Consider the following 17,981-nt stretch of genomic DNA (forward strand, 5'->3'; position numbering starts at 1 on the left):
CTAGCGCCCCTGGCCGGTAGACGCATCGCCGGGGCCCTCCTCGGCGCGGCGACGTCTCAGGAGCACGAGCAGCAGCAGGAGCGCCCCTCCCGCCATGCCCACAAACGGCCACACGGGAAGGCCCTCCCCGCGGGCGTCTGACTTCTCGAGGCCTGTTGCCAGGGCCTCGCCCGCCAGCGCGGACTCCGCACCCGCCACGCCCTCCCCCTGGCCGGAGAGCAGGCCGCTCCCGTCAGGCCCTGCGATTGCGCTGGGTGAAGAGGTGGCATCCTTGCCCTCGCCGGGCCTCAGGGAGAACCGTGCGTTGGTCTTGGCTGAGGGGGCCGTCTTGCCGCTGTCCGCGGCCTGCTCCGCATTCCCGGGCGTTGCGGCCTCGGGGCCTGCCGGCTGGGGCTGGGCAGGCTCAGCGGGCTCCTCCGGCTCGGGCTGGACGGGATCCGCTCCATAGGGCGGGTAGTCATGAGGCACGCTCGAGGCGCTCAGCTTGAAGAGGGTGCCGGAGTCGTTGCGGTAGTACAGGTTTCCCTGGGCGTCACTGGCAACGAAGGAGATGTTGAACTCCTCCCGCTCCGCGCCCTTTGGACGGTAGAGCTCAACGGCGGCGCACTCGCCCACGCAAAGTCCATAGAGGCTGCCCGGCTTGGCGTTTGCCGTGAAGTAGACCCAGTCCCTGCCGTCCACCTGCGCCAGAAGAGGCGTGCTCTTGATCTCTGCGGGAATGGCGCTGCCATCCGCAAGCTTGCCCACCTGGGAAAGGACGGACATGTCACTCAGGTCTATCACCGACATGACACCCTTGAACTCGGCCGTGGCGCCGCCCACGTAGGCCTTGCCGTCCTTGATGGTGGGCGTGCAGGTGCTTGCGGCAGCAAACGCCAGCTTGCCCAGCTCAACAACCCTGCCATCCTTTACCTGCAGCTTGTGCAGGACTCCATCGGTGGAGACCACGTAGAAGAGGCCGTCCGCCTCTGTCACGGAGGAGCGCACGTGGGCGCCCAGGGCAAGGCTTGCAAGTGTCTCGCCCGTGGAGGCGTCGAGCAGGGAGAGCGTGCCGGACTCATCGACCACCAGCAGGCCGCCATCCGCCGCGGCCATGCCGCACCAGTAGTAGTTGGCCTTCTCGTTTGCCCTGCACCAGCGCACGGCGCCGCTCCTCAGGCTCACGGAGCAAAGGTAGCCGCCACCCTCGACGCCGGACATGGTGCCGAAGTACACGTAGCCGTCACGGACGAAGAGCTTTGAGTTCGCCTGCTGGAAGACGCCGCCCATCTCGGGCAGGGACTCGGTGACCCAGACGGTCTGCAGGGCATGCGCCCCATCCGCGCCCTCGACCACCTTTGCCGAGACGGCCTGCAGCCGACCCGTGTCCAGCGGCACCAGCACGAGGCCGTCCACGTACTGGAGGTTGGAGGTGTAGCCCACCGTGGTGGCCAGGCGGGCCGTTGCCTTGAGCGCCGCGGTCTGGCCGTCATACACGCGCAGCTCGTCCTCCACGGCAACGTAGGCATCGCCGTTCACCAGGATGGGGTCAGACATCTTGGTCCAGGGCCTGGCCACCGAGAGGGGCCAGGCACCCTGGGCGTCCACGGCCGCCACGGTGGGGGTGGAGGCGGACGTCACGCCCGTTCCCTGCGGCCCCTTGTGGCCGGGCCAGTCGCTCTGGTAGCTGGGCCTCTCGGCATCCGGGTGCAGCTCGAGGGAGTTCTGCGGCAGGGGGTCCCCCATGCGGCCATAGCTCCAGACGATCTGGTCCCCGGGCTTGACCACATATTCTGCGGCCATCACGTCCGAGAGCCTGCCGTTGATGAAGAGCTGCCACCAGGACCACTGGCCACCACTCTGCATGGCGCCAAGAGAGGGCTCGCCGTTGGGAAGCCTCTTCCCCTCGGGAGCGGAGATGGTAAGGATGCCGTCGTCTGTCACGAGGCAAGCCTGCCCCAGAGCCCGCTTGCTCAGCTGCGCCGCAGTGGTGCCCGCCGGCACGCTCAGCTCGGTGAGGGCAAGCCAGTCCGTGGCAGAGCCGCTGGCAGAGGGCCCCACCACACGCACGCTGGCGGTGACGGTCTGGGACGACAGGTCGGGGAGCTTCGCACCAAAGGCGCTGTAGCACCAGACCACAGACATGCCGTCCTCAAGCTCAAGAGAGCTGGCGCCAACGCCAGACGCCTCGCCGTTCACGAAGAGCTGCCAGTACCGGCCCGTAGACTCGTCCCAGGAGAGCGTCTTTCCCGTGGTTGGAGAGGTGACGCTGTTCAGGGTGAAGCCGTACTGCCCGACGGAGGAGTCATGCGCGATCTTGGCTCCTTCAAGCAGCTGGGTGGTGAGGTCTGCCGCCGTGGATCCGCGCTTGAGCTCAAAGCCCCGCTCGGCCGCCCAGAGCTCGCTCGCACCGAAGGAGTCCATGCCAATGACAGTGGCCCTCACGCTTACGTTGGGGCTCTTTCCCTCGGAGCCCCTGACGGTGAGCTCCGCCGAGACGTCCTGGTCCACCAGGGCCGCAAGCTTCGCCTTGAGCCCTGCGGAGACGCCCTCATCGTCCTTGTAGCGATCGTAGTACGAGCGGAAGCGCTCGCTGGTCAGCCGCGAGCTGACGCTCACCCTGCTGTCATAGCGCGGGGTGGTGACCAGGAGGTTCTCGTTTGCCACCACGGCAGGGTCGCTCGACTTGAAGAGGCGCGCCTGGCCGGCAGGCCCCATGCTGTCGTATCCAGGCAGCTCAACGGGCACGATGCCCTGCCGCTTGTAGCCCGCGTCGCTCACGCTGCGCGACCACGCCAGCTCACCGGCGTCCAGGTAGGCCTTCTGGAAGGTGCGCAGGTTGCCCGTGACGGCGCCCGCGTCCTGGCCATCCAGGAGGGCTGCGGCATACCCCTCCTTGGCCTGCTCCATGAGGGTAAGCTCCGCGTCTATCTCGCTCTCGGCAAGCGGGCGGGCGATGAACTCGAGGGTCTTGGCCGCCCTGATGCTGGGGTCTTTCTTGCTGACAACCGTGCAGGTGATGCGCGCCAGCTGGTCCCGCCCGCCCGCAAGCGGCTGCACCACGTTGGCACGGTAGGCGTTGACCAGGAAGGCCGTGCTGTCGGAGCTGTAGGTGACCTTGTACTGGGAGCCGTTGACGCCCAGCTTGCGTGGGTTTGGCAGCGTGAACGAGCTGGAGACGTCCGAATGGCTGTCGCCCGTGGCAAAGCTCACGTTCTGGTAGAGGTAGCCCGCGTCAAGGGCTGCCTGAAGCTGGGCCGTCTCGCGGGCGACCTTCTCGGGGTCCCCCTTGACCGTGACCGCGAACTCCCTGGTCACCGTAAGGTCTGGCACCTCGGGGCCGGAGAAGCCCACCTTTGCGGCAAGCCTCACGGGCACGTCCTCGCTGCCACGCGTCAGCTGGGCCTGGGAGGTGGCGTCCCAGCTGTTGCCCGAGACCTTGATGGCAGGGTCGCTCGAGCTCCACGAGACGTTGACGCCCTCTCCCTTGTTGGGCAGGGCGAAGTCTTGCGTGAGGCCGTCTGCCGCATCTCCCGCGGCAAAGGAGGGCGCCACGGCCGCGGCCAGGCCCTCCAGCTGGGAGCGCATGGAAGCCTCGTCCCAATCCAGGGTAGTGTTGCGCCCGGGGGTGAACTGTCCCGTTGCGGTGCCAAGGCTCAGCTGGTAGCTGGCACAGAACTGCCGAAGCGTCAGGACGGAGCCATGCCCGCTCCTGTGCGCGAGGTCAAGCGAGAAGAAGCTCACGCTGCCGTTATCTGGGCCGTCACCGGTGTCAATGCCGCCCTGCTGGCCAGCCTCGGCAGGGGCTCCCCAGGAAACGGAGACCACCTTGGAGCTCACGCCCTCAAACCCCAGCTCCTTGAGCCTGGCCTCGATCAGGGCGTTGAGGTTGACCTGGCCGTCTGCGTACTTGGGGCTGGGACGATAGCCCCCGAAGCCGTCCTTCTTGAGGGCGTCTATGGCCGAGGCCAGCCTTGCCTCGTCCTCGGGCGTGCCGCTGGGCTCTGGACCTGGCTCGGGCGCGGCCATTGCCTTGACAGGGCCGGAGCTGAATGCGGACCACCTCTGCACGCCGTCCGCGAAGGTAACCTTGCAGGCAAGGCGAAGGCCGTCGTCATCGTCCGTTGCGGTGTAGGCCTGACCGCTCGCGCCGTCTATGGCGGTGTATCCGGCGTAGCTCTGGGGGCTGTAGCCGCTCCCCTTCTCCACCCCGCGGTACCACTGGTAGGAGCTGACGATGGAGTAGTCGGCGAGCTCTGTCTCTATCTCGTCGCCGAAGTCCTCGTCCAGCTCTGAGGTGCCGGCCCAGAGCCTGAGCTGCGCCCCCGACTCCACAGGCGCTGCCGCGCTCACGTCGTTGCCGGCCGCGTCAACCAGCTTGAGCTCGACGCCAGCAGAGACTGCCGACCGAGCAGTCGTGGCCTCCGAAAGCGATAGCTCGTCTGCCAGCTCGGCCAGCGCAGGCGTCGGCACGCTGGAAAGCGCCAGCGCAGCCGAAAGCGAAAGCACTACAAGCGGGCGGAAAAGGGAAATATGCTTCTCGTGCATGAGGGCTTGCTCCTCTCGTCCCCGGGAGTGTCTCGGGACGCAAAGAGGGCAGGCAGGCAGGACTGACGGCCAGGAAGGCCGCCCATCTCGCTGGCGGAAAACACAGTTCACCACTGATCCGGAGTTGAACCGGAATCCTTTTACCTAGGCCTAGCAGCTGTTGGACCGTGCCCTCAGACGTCATTCGATTGCACCCAGTGTAACAGCCAGGCGCGCTGGCTGTGGCAGGAGTCGGGAGGACCCCGCTCTACGGCAGAGCTCCGCGCTGTAGAGCTGGGTCACAAAACCGCAGGCCAGAGAAACCTGCTCTACGGGAGAGGTCTCTGGTGTAGAGCGGCAGGCGAGCCCGGGCGACGGCGCAGCTATGCAAACGCGCGCTGGTCCCTGCGCATCACACGGGCCCATGACAGCAGGCCGAGCCCCGCCAGCACCAGGGGAAGCGAGAGGCACTGCCCCATGGTCAGCCAGGTTGTGCCCAGCAGGTAGCCCAGCTGCGGGTCCGGCAGACGCACGAACTCGATGAGGAAGCGGAAGCAGCCGTAGAGCGCCAGAAACGAGCCGAGGAAGGTCCCTTGGGGCCACGCGGGACGCCGACGGGAGAGCGCAAACAGAATCACAAACAGCAGCAGGCCCTCGAGCAGGGCCTCGTAGAGCTGGGAGGGATGGCGGTACACCATGCCGCCGCCCGTCTCGGAGAACATCACCGCCCAGGGCACGTCTGCCTGCTTGCCCCAAAGCTCGCCGTTCACGAAGTTGGCGCAGCGCCCGAAGAAGAGCCCCAGCGGAGCTCCGATGGCGGCAAGGTCGCAGATGGTAGGCAGCGAGAGCCCCAGGACGCGACAGGCTATGCCACCCGCCACCAGGGCGCCCACGAGCCCACCATGAAAGCTCATGCCACCCTCGTTGATGGCCAGAACCTTGAGGGGGTTGGCCAGAAAGTAGCCGCCGCCGTAGAAGAGCACGTACCCAAGCCGCCCGCCCAAGATCACGCCCAGCGCCACGGCAACCATCACGTTGATCACGTCATCCATCTCAAGGCCCAGGCCCCAGCGGCGAGAGACCCTGTATATCGCGGTTCCCGCGCACATGAACCCTGCGAAGTACGCGAGCCCGTACCAGCGCACCGCGAAGGGGCCAAGCGAAAACGCAATGGGATCCAGCGCGTGGTAGATGGCGTCAAGCCACATGCTCTCTCCTACTCCTTGATGCCGGCAAGCCCCGCGAGCTGCCGACGGTCGATCTTGCCGTTCTTCGTGAGGGGCATCTCTGCCAGCTGATGCGTCCGGTTGGGCAGCATGTAGGAGGGCAGGAGCTCCCTCAGGGCCAAAGACACGCCTTCCTTCTCGGGCATGCCCAGGTAGAAGAGGTGAATGCGCTTCCTGCGACGGTCGTAGACGCAGCAGGCCCTCTGCACGCCCTCAAGCGACTGCGTGGCGGCCTCTATGTCGCCCAGCTCTATGCGCTGACCCAGGTGCTTGATCTGATGGTCCTTGCGCGAGGCGTAGACAAGGTTGCCCTCATCGTCGTAGTAGCCCAGGTCCCCCGTACGATAGATGGTCTGCGACCAGCGCGGGTTGAGCGGGCTCTGCACGAATGCCGCGGCCGTGCGCTCGGGGTCCCCCAGGTATCCCAGGGCCAGGCAGGTCCCACTCACGCAGATCTCTCCCTCAATCCCTGGCCTGCTGACTGGCGCGTCGCCCTCGTCCAAGAGGAACACCTGCTCGTTTGCGAAGGGGCGCCCCATGGGGATGACCTCCCCCTTGCCAAATGGGCGGCCTATCTCGTAGTAGCTGCAGTTGCAGGTGATCTCGGTGGGGCCATAGAGGTTCACGTAGCGCGCGTCGGGCAGCCACCTCTGCCAGACGGCCAGCTGCTTTGGCGGCATCACCTCGCCAGAGAACATGACCCTGCGCACCGTCGTGGGCACGCGGTACTCGAAGCCGCCCATCACCGAGACGAAGCACATGGCGCTCACGGCCCAGGTGAGAGAGGTGACCTCGCGCTCGCAGAGAAAGTCCATGAGCAGGGTGGGCTGCGAGAAGTACTCGCGCGGGATCAGCTGCAGGCTGGCCCCCGTCAGCAGGCTGGAGTAGATGTCCTTCACCGAGACGTCGAAGTCGAAGGGGGCCTGGTTTCCCAGGACGTCCCCCTCCCCGATGCCAAAACAACCCGCGAACTGGGGGATGAAGTCTATCACCGAGCGATGACAGACCACCACGCCCTTGGGGACGCCGGTGCTTCCGCTGGTGAAGTTGACGTAGAGGGGGTCGATGTCGCACGCCTGCACCCGCACGCGAGCCAGGGCGGAAGCGTCCTCGGGGCCACCCAGAAGCTCATCCAGGCTCACCAGCGTGAAGGCCTCGTCGGCAAAGACCTCGCGCGCCTGGGCGAGATTCCTCTGGTCCGCCACCACCACCGCGGGCTCGAGCGCCTCGCAGATGCCGTGAATCCTGCCGGCGGGCTGGCGCACGTCCAAGACGCTGTAAAAGCCTCCCGCATAGACCGCCCCGAGCATTCCCGCAAGGGCACGCGGGCTCTTCTCCAGGTAGAAGGCAACCGCACGGCGTGGCTCCATATGACTGGCCAGGAAGCTTCCGGCCGCGCGGGCGAGGCGCCGCAGATCGCCAAAGCTCAGAGAGTCATCCGGGGAAGAGACGGCCTCCTTCTGCGGAAGCGCGTCCGCGCGTGCCTCCAGCCATTCCAGAACGTTTCTCATGCGTGCCGCCACCTCCGTACCCCAAGCTTCCATCCCCTACAGCTTAGTTGGACCACGCCCCCAAGAGCCTCTTCTTGCGACGAGAGGAAATCCTCTTCACAAAGGGGCGGGCGCCGCCGGGACCACGTCCCGCGGCGCCCGCCGGCTCGCCTATTCGGTACGGCCTACCAGGCCCTGGCAGGCTGGCACTNAGGAAATCCTCTTCACAAAGGGGCGGGCGCCGCCGGGACCACGTCCCGCGGCGCCCGCCGGCTCGCATATGCGTTACGGCCTACCAGGCCATGGCAGGCTGGACCTTCTGGACGCCCGGGACGTGCTCCCTGAGGATGCGCTCTATGCCCTCGCTCATGTCATAGGACGCAAGCGAGCAGCCGGCGCACGCCCCCTGCATCTCCAGGGTAACGATGCCGTTCTCGTCGTCGCAGCTCACCAGCACCACGTCGCCGCCGTCCGCCTGCAGGCTCTGGCGGATGACGTTCAGGGTGGCGTCCAAAAGCTCGCGGTTGATCTTCTGCTTGCCCGCGCTGGAGGCGGCGTCCATCTCTGCCATGCTTCGTTCCTCTCCCCATGGGCGAGACGGGCGCATGGCCCTAATTCCCACCCCTCAGCTTCCATTTGCTAGCGAGTGTACCCCTTTGAGCTGCGCGCCGAGCAAAAACTATCTAGCGAGCAAATCTCCCCGTAAGAAGCGCCCCTCATGGCAACTACGAGATGCCGGCAAAGAGGTGGCCCGAGTTGGAGCCCGCCAGGCGCGCCGCTGGCTTGCGGCCCTGCCTTGCGGCGTCCACGGCACGCACTACGCGCGCCACGGCGGAGGCGGCCTCCTCTGCAGAGAGCAGCGTGCAGTCCGCCATGACGCGGGAGACGCCCGCCGAGACGAGCTCCACCATCTGGGGCGTTGCGTCCAGGGGGCTCGCCGCGAAGATGTTGCTGCGGCCCCGCAGGTCCGTTCTCACAGGCCAGAGCGAGCCGTCCTTGCCCCTGAGCGAGCAGCGCTTCTGCCGCAGCCTGCATCGCGCGCAGTCGTGGATGCAGCGGTTGGCAACCTGCAGCACGCAATGCTCGCTGGTCATGGCGCGGGCCCGCCCGCTCACCACCAGGCCCACTGGCACGCGCGCCTTGGCGGCAAGCGCACAGACCTCTTCCAGCGTAAGCTCGGGAGAGAGCCAGACGCCACTCGCGCCCTGCTCCTCCAGCTCCACCAGGCAGCTCTCGTTGTGCACCGGGATGCAGGGGCGGACTTCCGCCAAGGCCCCGACGCGCGCCGCAAGGACAAGCTCGCTCATGTTGCCCACCGCGCAGGGCTCGTCCGTGCGCACGTAGGGGTCGAGCCGCTCGTGGTCGCACTCGCGGCAGACCTCGTCCAGCCAGGGAACCAGGTAGGCGCCCTCCGGCCACGCAAGCCCCGCGCTTCGAGCGTCCTCGAAGGCATCGGGCGTCACGTACAGCCGCGTGGCGCCGGATGCGAGGGCGGCCCCTGCGCTTGCGGGGCTCGCCACCAGGGCGCAAATCTCCACGCCCGTCTGACGCGGCTCCCCCAGCTTGCCCCTGCCCCTGATGAACTCCAGGTGGGCGGCAATGTCCTCCACGTCGGGGACGCGGGCCAGCCCCTGCTTGCGCAATGCAGCCGAGCTGGGGCGCAGGAGCTCCTCCTCAAGGAGCTCGCAGGCGCGGGAGCGCAGCTTGTGCACCGCCGAGAAGGCCATGCCGCAGCCCTCGTCCAGCTCTATGTCAAAGGAGACGGGCAGAAAGGGGCTCTGCCCCATACGCCCCGCATGCTCCGCAAGGTCATCCTCGCTCACGGGCCTGGTCCGGGCGGGCTCCACCTCGAAGCCCTCCACGCGCACGCTGGCGGACCCATCCACGCAGCGCAACTCGATGGAAAGGAGCTGGCCCAGGCGTGCCTGCACGCGCAGCTCAACGGGACGGCGCCTCCTGTCGTTTCCACCGGAGACGCGCGCCGCCTCGTCCAGCGCCTGCTGGGACCTGATCACCCGCACGGGGCAACCTGGCTCCATGGGACGCACGGTGCGGCAGCAGATGGTGTCTCCCGCCCGCGCATCCTGCGGCGCATAGGTGGTCAAAAACTGGGATGGCGCGTCATCGGGGCGAATCTCAAGGAGGTCGCCCTCCCCCACCTGCTTGTCCAGGAGGATGTCCACCTCGGCGAAGGTCTTGGAGCGGAAGCGCTCGCGCCCGCCGTTGGCCCCGCCGCGCCTCACCTTGCCGCCGCCCAGGTCTCGCGTTGCCACCACGGACCCCACCAGCTCGCCGCGGTTGTTGGACCTCTCGTAGCTCATCATGTCGTCATCAGAGCGATGGTCAAGGTAGCTGTTGGTGAAGTCCCTGTTGAAGGCACGGCGCAGCCTCTGGTGACGCGCCTCGAGCTCCTCGGCCGTGGGCGTCCTTCCCGCGGCGAGGTCGTCCAGCTGCGCACGGTAGCTCGAGACCACGGAATAGACGTAGTCCGGCGCCTTCATGCGCCCCTCGATCTTGAGGGAGCCAAGGCCGGCTGCGGCGAGGCGTGGCAGGTCATCAACCGTGCAGTAGTCCTTGGGGCAGAGGGGGCGTCCCCTGCCCGGTGCGGAGACGTTCTCGCCCTGCTCGTCCAGCAGGTCGTAGGTGAGGCGGCAGGGCTGGGCGCAGAGCCCGCGATTTGCGGAGCGGCCGCCCCCCAGCGAGCTCATCATGCAGATGCCGGAATAGCAGAAGCAGAGCGCCCCATGGCCGAAGCTCTCGAGCTCGACCCCCTCCTGGGCAATGCGGGAGATCTCATCCACGGAGAGCTCCCGCGAGAGCGTCACGCGAGAGACGCCCAGATCACGGCACCAGGCGGTGGCTCGTGCGTCGTGTATGTTGGCCTGCGTGGAGATGTGGCACTCGATCTGCGGGTAGCGGCGCCTCAGCTCCGCGAGAAGGCCCCAGTCCTGCACGATGAAGGCGTCCGCCCCCAGCAGCCAGGCCTTGCGGACCAGCGCCAGCACGCGGGGCATCTCGTCCGTGCGGATGACCACGTTCACCGTCACGTACACCCTGGATCCTGCCAGGTGGGCCGCGCGGCAGGCCGCCTCGAAGGTCTCGTAGGTAAAGTTCGTGGCGCCGCGGCGGGCGTTGAAATCACTCCCCAGCGCGCAGTAGATGGCGTCGGCGCCGGCGGCAAGGGCCGCGTTGAAGGGCTCGGGGCCACCGGCGGGGGCAAGCAGCTCGGGCACGGGATGGGTGTCTCTGAAGCTCAAGGTCTCACAGGTCCTGTTCTATCCCTCGAGGGGAATCTCGATGGTCTCGGGCAGGTCATTCTGGCCGGCCCGCACGGGGAACTCAATCACCATGTGCAAAGACCCTCCTATGCCCTGGGCGTAGCGGCGCAGGGTGTCCACCCGCAGGGACTCCACCCTGCCGTTCTCGAGCTCGGAGATGCGCTTCTGGCTCACGCCCATGTTGCTTGCCAGCTGCTTCTGGGTGAGGCCCTTGTCCTTGCGCGCCTCCCGCAGCTCATAGGCCCTCACGTAGGCGCGCAGGCGGTCCGCACGACTAGATATTGCCACCCGATCAAGTCCGCGGCTTTTAATGTAATCCTCTGCAGTCACAGTCTCGACCACGGCACTAACCTCCCAACGTCAGCAGATGAGCTGCAAAGATGCAATCTGCTATTGGTATAGCCTTCCGATACCATGCATTCCACTCGCCGCGCTTGTCTCCCGCGAGAAGCATTATGGCCCTGCGCTTCGGGTCAAACACAAAGAGGATTCAAATCTCGCTTTTGCCGGATGACCCTGGCCGTAGTTCCTTCATCGCGGAATATCTTGACACGACCACATTTCCCACGATGGATCGCTTAAGACTGGGCCCGCGTTCCTGCGTGAGCTCAATTGCCGCGAATACCTGTAGGGTTGTTTCTGAGTCCAGGGTGTCCAACCATTCCGCGATGTATTGGACGTCGACCTCACGCATTATATACCCCTATCCGTATTTTATGCTCCTCTCTCAAAACTAGTATAGAACATTTGTTCGTATCAATTGACGAGGACATGGATGCAAAAAGGGGCGCCCGGATGGGTGCCCCCAGGTCCTACTGTGTTCTCAGATACAGCTACACGAGCCTCGCCCAGCGACGCTTGCCCACCTGAATCACCGTGCCCGCAGAAAGCAGGCCGGGCTCCACGTTGTAGCACTTTGCGCCCACGGGCTCACCGTCGATCTTCACGCCGCCCCCGTCTATCTGACGGCGGGCGTCTCCGGCACTCCTCACAAGCTCCAGGTCAACCAGGAGCTTGCCCAGGTAGACCTTGCCTTCTTCGTTGGTCTCCACGATGGACGCCGCAAACTCGGGAACGTCCTCGGGCACCTCGTTCTTCTTGAACTGGGCGTCGAAGGCGGCCATGGCCCTCTGGCCCTCGCCCTCGCCGTGGTAGAGGTCGACGATGTTGGCCGCCAGCTCGCGCTTGAGGGCGTAGGGGTCCGCGGTGCCCGCAGCAAAGGCGGCATCGATGGCATCCACCTCGTCCACGGAAAGCGTGGAGCAGAGGCGGTAGTACAGGGGCACCAGCTCGTCGGTGATGCTCATGACCTTGCCGAACATGTCCGCGGGATCGTCGGTCAGGCCCACGTAGTTCTTGTAGCTCTTGGACATCTTCTTGGTGCCGTCGGTGCCCACCAGCAGGGGCACGGTGAGGGCCACCTGGGGCTCCATGCCCTCGGCGCGCATGAGGTCGCGACCAGCGAGGAGGTTGAAGATCTGGTCGTTGCCGCCCATCTCCACGTCCGCCTTGATGACCACGGAGTCATAGGCCTGAAGCACCGGGTAGATGAACTCGTGCAGGGCGATGGACTGGCCGTTGACGTAACGCTTGTGGAAGTCCTCGCGCTCGAGGATGCGGGCCATGTTGAACTTGCTCATGAGGCCCAGCATGCTGCCCAGGTTGAGGGGCTTGAGCCAGTCGCCGTTGTGGACGATGGTGGTCTTCTCGGGGTCGAGGACCTTCATGGCCTGCTCGACGTAGGTCTTGGCGTTTGCCTCCACCTGCTCCTCCGTGAGGGGCGGGCGGGTGCTGTCGCGACCGGAAGGATCGCCGATAAGCGCGGTTCCGTTGCCGATGATGAGGGTGACCTTGTGGCCCAGGTCCTGGAACTGGCGCATCTTGCGCAGGGGAACCGCGTGGCCCAGGTGAAGGTCTGGGGAGGTGGGGTCAACGCCGAGCTTGATGTTGAGAGGAACGCCCTTCTCAAGCTTCTTCTTGAGCTCGTCCAGGGGCACGATCTGCATGGTGCCCGAGGTGATGACCTTCAGCTGTTCTTCGACTGGCAGCAACGCTCTGTCCTCCAAAGGGGTTGTCGTGCACGGGCCGCAAAAGACTCGAATCAGCTGACAGGATAGCGCAAACACCTTTCTGGACAACAGCCTCATGAAGGCGTGGAACCCATCTGACAATCGCATAAACAGAAGTGGACCCTAACTCGAGTCGTACCATCCGTGCAGAAGAGGAGAAGGCCCCTCAGGACCGCCTGTCATCCGTGCACCCAATCCAGCCGGCAGTCAGCTCCTTCCAATCTGGCGAGGCGGAGAGAACCGTGCCGCAGACGATAACAATGCAGCAGACGACCTCGAGCCAGCTGGGCATCACGCCCAGGGCGACCGCCGTCAGAAACACGGCCCAGGCCGAATAGGAGATGTTGAGCGCCATGCCGCGCGCCGCACCTATCGAGTCAATGGCTTTGTAGTAGAAGAGGTACGAGACGGTGCCCGCAAGGGAGGCAACGAGGACGACCGCATTGGCAGGCGTGAGCGCCACCTGCCCCACAAGGCCCAGCGACCCAGTTATGGGCACCACGACAAGACCGTAGGCCAAGGCAGAAGTCGTCTCTCGTATGTGCAGGGCCGTCTCGTTGTCCACTGCGTCGTCACCCATACCCCAAGCCAGGATGACGGCCTCCGAACCCCAGCCAAACACGCAGAGCAGCGCCCCCAGAATTCCCGCCACGGGATTGTTCACCGTCACCGCTCCGGTAGACGACCACCCCATGACCACAACCGCAAAGAGAGCCAGCAACAGCGCGATTACCTGGCGCGGCTTCATACGCTCCTTGAGCACCAGCACCGCAAGAAAGGTACCCACAGCGGGATAGAATGCCGAGATGGCTGCCGTGTAGCCTGGGCCTATGCAGTCAATCGCGGTCAGATAGCCACTCATGCCAATCGGCCCACCAAGCAGGGCCGCAAGCATGATGACCTTCCCGCTTCGCGTCTTGAGCGCCTTGAACGTATCACCAAGACGTCCCCTGGTACCCATAAAGACCAGCAGGACCAAGGCTGCGAAGACGTCATGCATGAATGCGGACGCAACCGATGCCTGGGCTGCCCCCAAATAGGGAGACATTCCAAGTGCGATGCCCAAAATAACGGTATCTATCGCCCACAGCACACCGCTGAATAGACCATATCTCATGGGACCTGCTCCTTCTGAAGGGAACGCCTAGCGAGCGTCACCGCTCTCGTACCATTCCAGCACCTTGTCCACGTAATCCACCGCATACCGGTAGTAGATGAACAGCCACTCGCCCACGTTGTCCCCCTCGGACTCCTTCTCGAGGGACCACAGGTACCAGCACCAGCCGGCAAAGACCACATAGCTCCAGAAGTGTCGGCGCTCCTCGAAGCTCGCAGCGCGACCAAAGTACCAGTCAAGTGCCTGGTTGGCACGCTCCTCGGTGAGCTCGCAGCACACCGTGAACGTGCCGAAGTCGTTTGCGGGGTCTGACATGCCCGCGTACTCCCAGTCAATGAGGCTCATGGCCCCATCCTGCTCGACGAGAAAGTTGAGGAGGAAGAAGTCGTTATGGGAGACGCATGGAGCATAATTGTCCCCGTCGGCATACCCCTTGAGTCTGAGGACCTTCTCCTTGAGCTCGAAGTAACCAGGGACCTCAATGGGGCCATGGGCGAGCAGAAGCCTCTCGTAGCTCAGGCCCTCCTCCACAAAGTCAAAGCGGCGCTCAAGGGTTGCACCGCTCTCGTGCAGCTGTCGGCACATCTCCATGGCACGATTCAGCTGCGCGTCATCGTCAACGTCCAGACTTTGGGCATTGCGAACGAAGCGGGAGAGCTTCCAACCGCTCGCCTCGTCCTCGTAGATGAAGGTGTTGTCCAATCCCAGGTCGCGCGCAAGGCGCAGGCCAGCGGCCTCGCTGGCTCGGTTGATCATCTTCTCCGTGCCAACGCCAGGATGCCTGTACACATACTCCTGGGCCTCGTCTCCCTCCCCCACCGAGAAGTGACAGGAAAGGTTGGTAAGGCCCTGCTTGAGTGGCCAGAAGTCATGAATGTCGGTCTTCTCGCAGCCGAGGACGGAGACTATGTTGTCGAATATCTCCGAATCTACGTTCTGCACGAACTGGGGGTCAAAGCTCTGTAGCTCGTCAAGCGAGTCGAACTCGTTGATCACGCCCGCCGGATACTCGCGGGCAACCATAGACAGCTCACGGATGTGATCCACATAGATTTCCTCCCAGAGCTTGTCCTGCGTCTCGGGCCTGTTATACACACGCTCGAGAACCGCGCGGAATGCCTGGGAGAAGGCATTATCAAAGTAGACGTGCCCCATCATGGTAAGTGAGTCGGCGCCGCCGATGGACACATGGGTTATGCGACCGCCGGCGCCAGTCGAGACGCACCATTCCTTCGTCGGCCCCTCCACATACCTACAGGCGTAATAGGCCCCATACACGTATCGCTCAAAGGGGTTTTCGAGAAAATAGTTGTCAGACGAGCAAACGTAGCTATTGGCCAGCATGTCACGCACAAGCCAGAGGGTGCCATTGTTATTACGCGTCGCGTAGTCTGGGTTCACCACAATCTTCACGCCAAATTTGCTGCGAAGGTAGAAGAAGTATTCCTTCTTGTAGCCCACCACCACCGTGATGTCCGTGACGCCGGCGGCCATCAGCTGGCGAATCTGCCGCTCGATAAGAACCTCCCCCCTCACTCGCAGCAGGCCCTTGGGCTTCTCGTACGAGATGGGAGCAAATCGGGAGGAGAGGCCAGCGGCCATAATGATGGCATTGTCCACTGCAAATGGCTCGAGGGCCTCCATTCCGACCTGCGTGATGCGCCCGTCAACAACCATGCCACCCTTCTCGCAAGCCTTCAGCACGGTGTTCGTAGTACCCAGGGAAAGGCCGCTGAGCTTGGCGAGATGACGCTGGGTCACCGCCTCATCCAAACCAGCAATGGCCTTGAGGATGCGGAACTCGTTCTTCGTAAGGACCATATCCGACCTTCCTGACGTGTTTGGCGTTCTCGGACATCCTAATCTCAAGAAAGTAGTTTGTTCAATTTATATATTTATATAACATATATTGAACATAATCCAGGAATTTGTCCCGCTGGTGGAGGCAGGGTATCCTGTTGCCAGATGAGAAGAACAGTGCTACGGCTACGCGCACGAGCAAGAAAGGACGAACATGAGACGACTTGGCTTCAGGGACAAAGCACTAGGATGGGTGGTTTCCTCGCTCGTCATCCTATGTCTCGGCATGGCCCTCCCGCTTGCGCAGACCTCGGTGGCGCTTGCGGAAAGCCCCGAGAACGCCGAGGAGCTCCTTGTCCCGACCGACCAGGACCTAAGCACTAGCACGGACAACGCCCCCGTTCAGGGGGTGGGCGCACCGCGCAGTCTCACGCGCAGCATCGATGCGCCGGGCGCCGCGTCCGCACAGGGCTTTGTCATAGCGCTTGATGCCGGACACGGCGGACCAGACAGCGGAGCGGTGGGGTCGGGCCTCCAGGAAAAGCGATGCTGTCTCATCATCGCCAAAGCCGCACGGGACAGGCTGGTGAACGTCTATCACGCAAACGTCTATATGACTCGAGAAGACGACCACGATGTGGAGCTGATAGATAGGGTGACCAACTCCGTGAACGCAGGGGCTGACGTGTTCGTTTCCCTGCACATCAACGCTTCTGGACCACAGGCGAATGGAACAGAGGTCTGGTATCCCAACTCCAGCGGTTTTTGGAAGGCGGAGGCCAACCATCGCGGCAAGGCTCTGTCCCAGAACATCCTCAATGAGATTACGGGCAGGTTTGGCACGAGCAATCGAGGCGTGCTCACTCGCGACTATCCCGCTGATGCCGGAAAATCTTATCCCGACGGCTCCCGGATGGACTATTACTCCGTGATCAGGAACTCGCGACTATATGGCATCCCCGGCGTCATCGTCGAACACGCCTTTATCTCGAATCCCAAGGACGTCGCCATCCTTGCTGATGACGAGAATCTCAGAAAAATGGGAGAGGCCGATGCCGACGCCATAGCTTGGACCTATGGGTTCAGCCAGTACAACAATTGGTTCAGCACCTCCTATGGCGAGAAGTACTCCGGATTCTATGGCGCGTGGGTGCAAGGCGCGGGCGGCTGGCAGGTCATGCGGAACGGCTCTCCCGTGACGAGCGAGTGGGTCATGTACCGTGGCGAGTGGTACTACCTGGACGAGAGCGGCATCGCCGCCACGGGCTGGAGGACGATCGACGGGACGAGGCGTCACTTCTCGGAGGGAGGCGCCGCCAGCACGGGCTGGTTCAACGACGTCGAGACGGGCGCGCGCTACCTCTTCTCGAACGAGGCGACCCCCGTCACCGGGTGGCACAAGGTGGGCGGCTCGTGGTACTACATGGACCCCGAGACCTGCGAGATGGCGACGGGCGCGCACAAGATCGGCTCCTTCTCGTACTGGCTCGACCCCGAGACGGGCGCCATGCACGCGGGCGGCTGGGGGCACGACAAGGGCAGGGACGTCTGGTACCTGGCCGACGGCAACGGGGCGCTCCAGACCGGGTGGCACAAGGTGGGCGGCTCGTGGTACTACATGGACCCCGAGACCTGCGAGATGGCGACGGGCGCGCACAAGATCGGCTCCTTCTCGTACTGGCTCGACCCCGAGACGGGCGCCATGCACGCGGGCGGCTGGGGGCACGACAAGGGCAGGGACGTCTGGTACCTGGCCGACGGCAACGGGGCGCTCCGGACCGGGTGGCACAAGGTGGGCGGCTCGTGGTACTACATGGACCCCGAGACCTGCGAGATGGCGACGGGCCTACTTTCATGGGACGGATATGTCTGGCCTCTCGGACCGGATGGCGCCTGGGACGGGCGCAAGCTTGAGGCGCAGAATGCGGGAGAGCCCATCATGGGGGCTTCTCGGGTCAGCGCAGAGACGATGGCGGACGCATTCAACCAGGTAAACGGAGAGTTCCCAAGCATATACTCATCGAAGGGTACACAGAGCATCAACGAGTTCTGTGAAATAATCGAGTCCTGCGCGCAAAAGGAAGGCGTACGCGCAGAGGTGGTCTTTGCCCAGGCGATGGTCGAGACCGGATGGCTGCGATTTGGCGGAGACGTCAAGCCCGAGCAGTGCAACTTCGCAGGGATTGGCGCAGTTGGCAACCAGGGCGAGGGCAACTCCTTCCCTGACGTAGAGACCGGCATAATGGCCCAGGTGCAGCACCTAAAGGCCTACGCAAGCACGGACGAGCTCAACACGAGCTGCGTTGATCCACGCTTTCACCTGGTGACTCGCGGCATAGCTCCCAACATACAGGACCTGACGGGACGCTGGGCAACAAGCGAGGCCTATGCGAACTCCATTCTCAGCGTCATGCGCGCTCACCTGGGGATGTAAATCTCTGCAACACCTACCACTGAGGGGGGTTGGCGTAAACGCCAACCCCCCTCCTCATGTA

The 17,981-nt window shown here is 64.2% G+C and carries 10 protein-coding genes and 1 pseudogene; 1 reads left to right on the forward strand and 10 read right to left on the reverse strand.

Translation table 11 applies throughout. The features are described 5' to 3' along the window. The 10 genes and pseudogenes from CZ375_RS05250 to CZ375_RS05295 form a co-directional block, all read right to left on the reverse strand. Positions 1-4,527, reverse strand: a complete 4,527-nt coding sequence (locus CZ375_RS05250; protein WP_077598223.1) for a DUF4430 domain-containing protein — start codon at positions 4,525-4,527, stop codon at positions 1-3. Positions 4,528-4,889: 362 nt separating this feature from the next. After that, entirely contained in the window at positions 4,890-5,714 is an 825-nt protein-coding gene (gene lgt, locus CZ375_RS05255) for a prolipoprotein diacylglyceryl transferase (protein WP_077598224.1), read from the reverse strand. An 8-nt stretch (positions 5,715-5,722) separates the two neighbouring features. Further along, entirely contained in the window at positions 5,723-7,243 is a 1,521-nt protein-coding gene (locus CZ375_RS05260) for an amino acid adenylation domain-containing protein (RefSeq protein ID WP_077598225.1), read from the reverse strand. 271 nt (positions 7,244-7,514) lie between these two features. Continuing rightward, positions 7,515-7,793, reverse strand: coding sequence for a NifU family protein (locus tag CZ375_RS05265; protein WP_407668500.1), 279 nt, complete (start codon positions 7,791-7,793; stop codon positions 7,515-7,517). 154 nt (positions 7,794-7,947) lie between these two features. Further along, on the reverse strand, positions 7,948-10,479 hold the full coding sequence (locus CZ375_RS05270; RefSeq protein WP_234966890.1) for a U32 family peptidase: 2,532 nt from the start codon (positions 10,477-10,479) through the stop codon (positions 7,948-7,950). 18 nt (positions 10,480-10,497) lie between these two features. After that, positions 10,498-10,788 (reverse strand): helix-turn-helix domain-containing protein, encoded by a 291-nt coding sequence (locus tag CZ375_RS05275; RefSeq protein ID WP_200799698.1) that lies wholly within the window; start codon positions 10,786-10,788, stop codon positions 10,498-10,500. A gap of 58 nt (positions 10,789-10,846) precedes the next feature. After that, positions 10,847-11,194, reverse strand: a pseudogene (locus CZ375_RS08525) (type II toxin-antitoxin system RelE/ParE family toxin). Positions 11,195-11,333: 139 nt separating this feature from the next. Next, positions 11,334-12,551, reverse strand: a complete 1,218-nt coding sequence (tyrS, locus tag CZ375_RS05285; RefSeq protein WP_077598227.1) for a tyrosine--tRNA ligase — start codon at positions 12,549-12,551, stop codon at positions 11,334-11,336. A 184-nt stretch (positions 12,552-12,735) separates the two neighbouring features. Beyond that, positions 12,736-13,686 (reverse strand): DMT family transporter, encoded by a 951-nt coding sequence (locus CZ375_RS05290; RefSeq protein WP_077598228.1) that lies wholly within the window; start codon positions 13,684-13,686, stop codon positions 12,736-12,738. Between the two features lie 27 nt (positions 13,687-13,713). Continuing rightward, positions 13,714-15,507, reverse strand: coding sequence for an NTP transferase domain-containing protein (locus tag CZ375_RS05295; protein WP_077598229.1), 1,794 nt, complete (start codon positions 15,505-15,507; stop codon positions 13,714-13,716). 193 nt (positions 15,508-15,700) lie between these two features. Between CZ375_RS05295 and CZ375_RS05300 the strand changes: the two genes are divergently transcribed. Further along, positions 15,701-17,920 carry an N-acetylmuramoyl-L-alanine amidase gene (locus CZ375_RS05300; RefSeq protein WP_077598230.1) on the forward strand — a complete coding sequence of 740 codons (2,220 nt, stop codon included), beginning with the start codon at positions 15,701-15,703 and terminating at the stop codon, positions 17,918-17,920. Positions 17,921-17,981: the final 61 nt, after the last annotated feature.

The organism is Olsenella urininfantis, from assembly GCF_900155635.1.
Lineage (GTDB): Bacteria > Actinomycetota > Coriobacteriia > Coriobacteriales > Atopobiaceae > Olsenella_G > Olsenella_G urininfantis.